The organism is Mesorhizobium sp. M7A.F.Ca.CA.004.06.1.1 (assembly GCF_003999135.1).
In the GTDB taxonomy this organism is placed as follows: Bacteria; Pseudomonadota; Alphaproteobacteria; order Rhizobiales; family Rhizobiaceae; genus Mesorhizobium.
In genome coordinates, this window is sequence record NZ_RZPQ01000400.1 from 1 (window position 1) to 5350 (window position 5350).

Here is a 5350-nt window from a genome sequence, read left to right on the forward strand (position 1 = left end):
CCGTCACTATAGGATGTCCGGCAGGACAGTGAGGGGCAGCGCCAACGTCAACGATTGCTCCGTTCGGCCAGAAACTCATGACGCAGTAGCGCTAATGCATCTCGCTCAAAAGTCGCGACGCGCTTTAGGCTGAAAATTCCTTGATCCAGCACTGATTTTGACGCATATCCGCTGCGAACTGAGCTAAAAGTTCCGCCAGCCGGACCAGCGCCCATCGTGGAAGTGCCCCGCCAGCTGATGCCATTCGAACGGGGCCTCTTAAATCATGACAGCAGAACAGATATCGCCGGACCAGCGCTATGCCGCGTTCCGCCACCGCTCCTTCCTGAGCTATTGGGCGGCGCGTTTCCTCACCACATTCGCCACCATGATCGTGTCCGTCGCGGTCGGCTGGCAGATGTACGATTTGACCCGCGACCCGCTCGATCTCGGCCTTGTCGGCATCGTCCAGTTCCTGCCGTCGCTGCTTCTGGTGCTGGTCACCGGCGTCGTCGCTGATCGCTTCGGCCGCCGCCTGATCATGGCGCTGGCGGTCGTGGTGGAGGCGATGTGCGCGCTGGCGCTGCTGTTCCTGACGCTGCGCGGCATCAGCGGGCCGCTGCCGATCTTCTGCGTGCTTGCCATGTTCGGCGTCGCCCGCGCCTTTTTCGGTCCGGCCTCCGCCTCGCTGTTCGCCAATCTGGTGCCGCCTCAGGATTTCGCCAACGCCATCGCCTGGAATTCATCGGCCTGGCAGACGGCGACCATCGTCGGCCCGGTCGCCGGCGGCCTGCTCTACGGCGTGTCGCCGGAAGCGGCCTACGGAACCGCCGCCGTCCTGATGCTCGTGTCCGGGCTGCTGATCTTCACCATTCCGAAGCCGTCGCAGCGGACCGAGTCGGAAAAGCCGACGATGCAGCACCTGCTCGGCGGGTTCAGCTACATCTGGAGCGAGAAGATCGTGCTCGGCGCCATCTCGCTCGATCTGTTCGCCGTGCTCCTGTCCGGCGCCTCGGCGCTGCTGCCGGTCTATGCGCGCGACATCCTCCAGCTCGGCCCCTGGGGCCTCGGCCTGCTGCGCTCGGCGCCCAGCATCGGCGCCATTTGCGTCGCCATCTGGCTGGCCGGGCATCCGCTTCGCAACCACGCGGGCATGATCATGCTGGTCGCCGCCGCCTCGTTCGGCGCCTTCACCGTGCTGTTCGGCCTTTCCACCATCACCTGGCTGTCGATCGTGGCGCTGGTCTTCCTTGGCGCCACCGATATGTTCAGCGTCTACATCAGGGAAACGCTAATTCAGCTGTGGACGCCCGACCATGTGCGCGGCCGCGTCAACGCCGTCAACCAGGTCTTTGTCGGCGCCTCCAACGAGGTCGGCGAATTCCGCGCCGGCACGATGGCCGCGCTGATCGGCACGGTGCCGGCCGTGGTGATCGGCGGCATCGGCGCCATCGCCGTAGCGGGCCTGTGGATGGTGCTGTTCCCGCAACTGCGCAAGGTGCGCCATCTCGACGGACGCAACTGATCTTCCTACGTTTGACAGCCGACATGCCTCGCCCATGCCACAGGAGCTCTCATGATCACTTGCTACCTGAAATATGTCATCGACCCCTACAAGCTTGCCGAGTTCGAAGTTTATGGCCGTCGCTGGATAGCTCTGGTCAACCGCCTCGGCGGAAACCATCACGGCTATTTCCTTCCGAGCGAGGGGGCGAGCAATATCGCTTTTGCCATGTTCAGCTTTCCGAGCCTTGCCGACTACGAGGTCTATCGCAAGCGTATGGCTGCCGACCCGGAATGCCAGGAAGTGTTTGAAATGGAAAAACGCAATCGCAGCATTCTCAGCTACGAGCGCAGCTTCCTGCGGCCGGTGCTCGAACCTTAAAGCGCGTCGCGCTTTAAGTCTTGTTTTATGCATGTCGTTTTCCCAAAACCGAGGTCGCTTTTGGGCGACATGCATTAGCTATCTGCTCGGCTTGCCGAAAATCATCCGCAGGAACTCGTCCAGCCAGCGCTTGAGATGCATGTCCCAGATCAGCCGGCCGCCGAGATGATCGCGGCCGGGCTGGGCACCGGGCAATTCGAAGCGATGCGCGCCGCGCACCACCCAGCGCTGCATCATCACCCTGGTCAGTTCGCCATGGAACTGGATGCCCCAGGCATTGTCGCCGTAGCGGAAGGCCTGGTTGGGATAGGTCTCGGCCGTCGCCAGCAGCGTCGCGTCCCTGGGCAGCGAGAAACCCTCGCGGTGGAACTGATAGACCATCTCCGGCCAGTGCATCAGTTGCTTGCCGGCTTCGGTCGCTTTCAGGGGATACCAGCCAACCTCGACCAGCCCTTCGCCGTGTCCTTCGACCTTGCCGCCGAGATAGTTGACCAGCATCTGTGCGCCGAGACAGATGCCGAGACATGGCCGGTTCTCCCTCAGCGGTATTTCCAGCCAGTTGGTCTCGCGGCGAACGAACTCGTCCTCGTCATTGGCGCTCATCGGACCGCCGAACACCACCGTGCCGGCGTGGCCGTCCAGTGTTTCGGGCAAGGCGTCGCCAAGCGGCGGCCGGCGGATATCGAGGTCGAACCCTTCTTCCAGCAACATGTGGCCGACACGCCCTGGGCTCGAACTCTCCTGATGCAGCACGATCAGTATCTTTGGCTTCGAACTCGTTTGGCGCGGCATGGGAAGGCGAAAATCCTATTCGTCGCTCGATGTTCCGGTGGCGCCGGGCGCGTGCGCCGCTGCCTTGCGGCGCGCCTCGACGCGATCATGGCGTTCGACGCCGATCAGCTCGGCGACGCGCCAGACGGTGTTGTCCTCGAGCTCGTGCAACTCGCCGTCGGCATAGACGATTTCCCACATCAGGCCGATGAAGGCCTTGCGCGCATCGGCATCGAGATGGCGCTTCAGGACACTGGTGAAGGCATAGAGATCGATCGCCTCATTGTCGGCCCGCTCGCCGGCGGCGGCAAGCGCCTCAAGTTCCGTGCCGCTGATCGAATAGCTCTCCGCCAGCACCGCCTTGAACCGTTCCCACTCGACATCCTGGCGCACGCCATCGGCATTCATCACATGGTAGAGCAGCGCCGAGGCGGCGATGCGCGGATCGTCCGTGCTGGCACGAGTGCCGGCGCCGGCCGGCAAATCCCTGAGAAACGACAGAACGCGTTCAAACATAGATCCATACCCCAACGGCCTGACGGCCTGCCCAACTCAAAACAACCGAAACCGGCGCGGCGATTTCTCCGCTTCCTCGTCCGGATCGACGCCGGGATCGTCCGGCAACCGCGCAAGCTCCTCGGCCGGATCGACGCCCTCGGCATCGCCCGGCACCGCGGCGAAGGCCGCTGCCGTGATCGGCCTGACATGATCTTCTTCGCGACTTTCAGCTTGCTTGCCCGCCGACGTCTCGCCACCGGCGTCATCGATCACCTCGATCGGCCCTTTTTCGCTCGTGGGCTTTGCCAATGCTTCGATGACCGGCGCCGCACCGGCTGGCATGTCGTCATGGCTGTCGATCAACTGGCCGAGACGCTCCATCGGCGCACGCCACTCGAAGGCGTCGAGCCGGCCGGTGATCGGCGACACCGGCGCCCAGCGTTCCGATACCACGCCGTCTGCGACCCAGGCCGGATCGCGCGGCGCCCGCACCGCCCTGGACAGCAGCTGCCGCACCTTGCCCTGATCGCCGGTCTCGGCCTCCTCGATGTCGGCGAGCAGCAGATAGGCGCCCTCGCGGCGGTCCATCCGGATCGCCGCCTCGGCCTCGCGGCGGGCGGTCGAGAAGTCCTGTGCGTCGAGCGCGGCGCGCGCCACCGTCATCGACGATTCGGCGTGGTTCTTCTTCATTTCCTGCAGCTTCTTCGCCCGGTTGAGGCGGTCGAGCACCGCGTCGCCCGGCCTTGCATGGGTATAAAGCTCGGCGATTTCCGGATGCGGCTCGGCCTTCCAGGCTGCCTCGAGTATCTTCGAGCCCTTGCGCACATCGTTCTGCTTGAACAATGCGGCAGCCGCGGCAACGGCGGCGGGCGCGAAGTCCGGCCGCAGCTTGTTGGCCTCGATCGCCGCAGTCCTGGCGGCGGCGGGATCGCTGTCGGCAAGCGCCTGCGCCTTGGCGGTCAGCAGCACGGCGCGGCGGCGGTTGGCGGCATCGCGTTCGATCTGCCGTGTCGATTTCTGCGCGTCGACCAGTTTCAGGGCGCCGTCCCAGTCGCCGCGCGCGGTCAGCTCTTCCAGCGTCGATTCCGCTGCCCAGGCCAGCTGCGGCGCCATCACCGCGGCACGGCCGGCATAATGCCTGGCGGCGTTGCGGTCGCCAAGCCGTTCGGCTTCCAGATAAAGCCCGCGCAAGCCTAGCAGCCGCATTTCGGGATCGTCGAGCATGCTCTCGAATTTCTGTCGCGCGCCTTCATGATCGCCTTCGAGCAGCGACGCCTGCGCTTCCAGCAGGTGGATCAGCGGCTCCTGGTCGGAACGGATCAGCTTGGCGGCTTCCTTGGTCTTCTTGCGGGCCAGCGCGCCATCACCGGCGCCGGCGGCAATCATGCCGGTCGACAGCGCCTGATAGCCACGATCGCGGCGGCGGACACGGAAATAGCGCGAGATGGTGTAGGGGCTGTTCCACAGCGACTTGAGCAGCCACCACAGGATCATCACCGCGGCGACCACGGCAACGACGGCCACCGCCGCCACCATCAGGCTGACCTGGTATTGATAGCCGTTAAAAGTGACGACCATGTCGCCCGGCCGGTCGGCCAGCCAGGCAAAGCCCAGCCCGAGCGCGAAAACGACGATGAGGAAGGCGAGCAGGCGGATCATTGTGTTGCCCTCATGCCTTCATCGCGCCCGAGATCAGCGCATCGACCTGGGTTTCGACCTCGATGCGTGCCTTCAGCTTGCCGACAAAGTCCGCGCCAGCGGCCTTGGCGGCCTCGGGCAGCGTTTCATACTCGCTGAGTGCCTTCGCGTAGTCGCCCTGGTTGACCGCCGCCTCCATGCGCGCGACGGTTTCCGGTGCGCCGGCGCCTTCGACGGCGCCGATCGGCCTGACCTTGACCAGCGATTCGGCGCTCGACATCAGATTCTGCAGGAAGCCGGCATTCTCATCGACGGGCGTCGCGGCAGTGACCATGGCATTGGCGGCGGCATCAGCCTGCGATGCGATCTCGGCGCGGGTCGGAACGCCCTTTTCAGCATAGGGGCGCAGTGCCGCAAGCTGCGGCGCATCGGGCGAAATCGCCGCGAGGGTTTCGAGTTCGGCCGAAAACGGCCCGCCACGCTCGAGCGCCGCTTTCAAGGCCGACGCCGCGATGGCAAGCGCAACCTTCGGCTGCCCCGCCGCCGCCTCGACCTTGCCGGACAGCTGCGACACAGACT

At 64.8% G+C, this 5350-nt stretch carries 6 protein-coding genes; 2 read left to right on the forward strand and 4 right to left on the reverse strand.

Going from position 1 to position 5350, the window contains the following annotated elements; all coding sequences use genetic code 11:
- Nucleotides 1-265: 265 nt before the first annotated feature.
- Nucleotides 266-1504, forward strand: coding sequence for an MFS transporter (locus EN906_RS21615; protein ID WP_127268700.1), 1239 nt, complete (start codon nucleotides 266-268; stop codon nucleotides 1502-1504).
- Between the two features lie 51 nt (nucleotides 1505-1555).
- Nucleotides 1556-1864 (forward strand): NIPSNAP family protein, encoded by a 309-nt coding sequence (locus EN906_RS21620; RefSeq protein ID WP_127268699.1) that lies wholly within the window; start codon nucleotides 1556-1558, stop codon nucleotides 1862-1864.
- A gap of 78 nt (nucleotides 1865-1942) precedes the next feature.
- On the opposite strand, the gene EN906_RS21625 is transcribed toward EN906_RS21620, so the two are convergent.
- The 4 genes from EN906_RS21625 to EN906_RS21640 all read right to left on the reverse strand — a co-directional run.
- Entirely contained in the window at nucleotides 1943-2656 is a 714-nt protein-coding gene (locus EN906_RS21625) for a glutamine amidotransferase (protein WP_127268698.1), read from the reverse strand.
- 15 nt (nucleotides 2657-2671) lie between these two features.
- A complete protein-coding gene (locus EN906_RS21630) occupies nucleotides 2672-3151 on the reverse strand; it encodes a TerB family tellurite resistance protein (RefSeq protein ID WP_127268697.1) in 480 nt (159 codons plus the stop codon).
- 36 nt (nucleotides 3152-3187) lie between these two features.
- A complete protein-coding gene (locus EN906_RS21635; RefSeq protein ID WP_127270035.1) occupies nucleotides 3188-4792 on the reverse strand; it encodes a heme biosynthesis protein HemY in 1605 nt (534 codons plus the stop codon).
- Between the two features lie 10 nt (nucleotides 4793-4802).
- A partial coding sequence (locus tag EN906_RS21640) for a mitofilin family membrane protein (RefSeq protein ID WP_245484310.1) occupies nucleotides 4803-5350 on the reverse strand: 548 nt, incomplete at its 5' end.

Bases quoted from the DNA above. Each gene is read 5' to 3' on its own strand.
- EN906_RS21615 (WP_127268700.1), top strand. From the start codon at position 266: ATGACAGCAGAACAGATATCGCCGGACCAGCGCTATGCCGCGTTCCGC.
- EN906_RS21635 (WP_127270035.1), bottom strand. From the start codon at position 4,792: ATGATCCGCCTGCTCGCCTTCCTCATCGTCGTTTTCGCGCTCGGGCTG.
- EN906_RS21620 (WP_127268699.1), top strand. From the start codon at position 1,556: ATGATCACTTGCTACCTGAAATATGTCATCGACCCCTACAAGCTTGCC.
- EN906_RS21625 (WP_127268698.1), bottom strand. From the start codon at position 2,656: ATGCCGCGCCAAACGAGTTCGAAGCCAAAGATACTGATCGTGCTGCAT.
- EN906_RS21630 (WP_127268697.1), bottom strand. From the start codon at position 3,151: ATGTTTGAACGCGTTCTGTCGTTTCTCAGGGATTTGCCGGCCGGCGCC.